Genomic DNA, 1,352 nt, shown 5'->3' with positions numbered 1-1,352 from the left:
CTGGCCCGGCTGGAGGCCGCGTCCCGCCGTGAGGGCTTCGTATCCGGCTCGGTCGTCGCCTCCGACCGCCGCAAAGGCGGCTGCGTGAGCCTGATGTGCCTGCGGGACACGGAGGCGGCGCGGGCCGCGGGGGAGGGGCCGGACGAGGAGATCTACGAGGTGATCGCCGAGGCCTCCATGGACGGCGCGGCCAGCCGCGCGGCCTGAGTGGTGGAACAGCTGAGGGCCGGCCCCGCGGGGCCGGCCCTCACGCATGTTCACCTGCACGTGGCCACTCACACCGGCTGTTTCTCGGCCAGCTGCTCCAGATCGGCCACGACCCGCGAGGGCACCGGCATCCGCTCCATGTCCTGCCGCAGCTCCCCGGCCGCCTTGGCGTAGCCGGGCCCGGACAGCAGCGTGGTCAGGGACTCGCGCAGCACCTCGGGGTCGTCCTGGCGGGCCGCGTCGTCGAGCGTGATGCCCGCGCCCACTGTCGCCAGCCGGTCGCCGGTGGCGAACATGCAGGCCAGTTGCGGCAGTACGAGCTGCGGCAGGCCGAAGGCCGAGGCGGTGAGCGCGGTGCCCGCCCCGCCGTGGTGGATCACCGCCGCACAGCTGCCGAGGAACAGATGGAGCGGGGTGGGGTCGATGATCCGTACGTTGTCCGGGACCGGGCCCAGCTCCTCGCGGTACTCCTGCTCGACGGTCGCGACCGCCTCGACGTCCGGCAGCCCGTCGAAGGCCCGTAGCACCTGCCGTAGATGTGGGACGCCATTGAGGACGAGGGTGCGCAGCCCCATCGAGATGGCCACCCGCCGGGGCCGGGAGCCCGCCTCGGCGACGCTCTCGTCGCGCAGCCAGTCCGGCATGACACCGCTGCCGTTGGCGGGCACGTACCGGATCGGGGTGCCCGGCTCCGCCGTCGGGAGCTGGAGCGCGGGCGGGCAGGGGTCGAGCAGCACGGTGGGGTCGGGCAGCCCGTCCAGGCCGAGGCGTTCGCACACCCCCTGGAGGGCGAGGCGCGCCGCCGGGCGCGCGGGGCGGGTGTACGGGTCGACGCCCCAGCGGTAGTGGACCACCGGTACGCCCAGCACCCCGCCGAGGATCGGCGCGGTGTACTCCAGCAGATCGGAGACGATCAGGTCCGGGCGGTAGGCGCGGGCGAAGCCGAGGTAGTCGGGCAGCAGGTACTTGGTGTGCACCATCCACATCCGGGCCGCCCCGGCCACCTGCTCCGACGCCGGGCGGCCGAGCGATTCGACGAGCCGTTTGCCCTCCGGGAGGCCGCCGAGCAGCAGGTCGTCGACGTGGAACCAGTCGCCGATGCTCACGGCGCTCAGCCCCGCCGAACGGGCCGGGCCCATCACATC

At 74.0% G+C, this 1,352-nt stretch carries 2 protein-coding genes; one reads left to right on the top strand and one right to left on the bottom strand.

Annotation, left to right across the window (positions count from 1 at the left end; translation table 11 throughout):
- The coding region (locus CCN51_RS55500) for a hypothetical protein (protein ID WP_158104783.1) at positions 1 to 207 on the top strand (207 nt) is incomplete at its 5' end.
- Between the two features lie 68 nt (positions 208 to 275).
- Here CCN51_RS55500 and CCN51_RS49820 read toward each other — a convergent pair.
- The coding region (locus CCN51_RS49820; RefSeq protein ID WP_107426309.1) for a glycosyltransferase at positions 276 to 1,352 on the bottom strand (1,077 nt) is incomplete at its 5' end.

It is taken from the genome of Streptomyces milbemycinicus (assembly GCF_002154605.1).
Taxonomy (GTDB): domain Bacteria; phylum Actinomycetota; class Actinomycetes; order Streptomycetales; family Streptomycetaceae; genus Streptomyces; species Streptomyces milbemycinicus.
The sequence above is the reverse complement of the archived record's forward strand: the minus strand, read 5'-3'. Positions and strand labels throughout refer to the sequence as shown.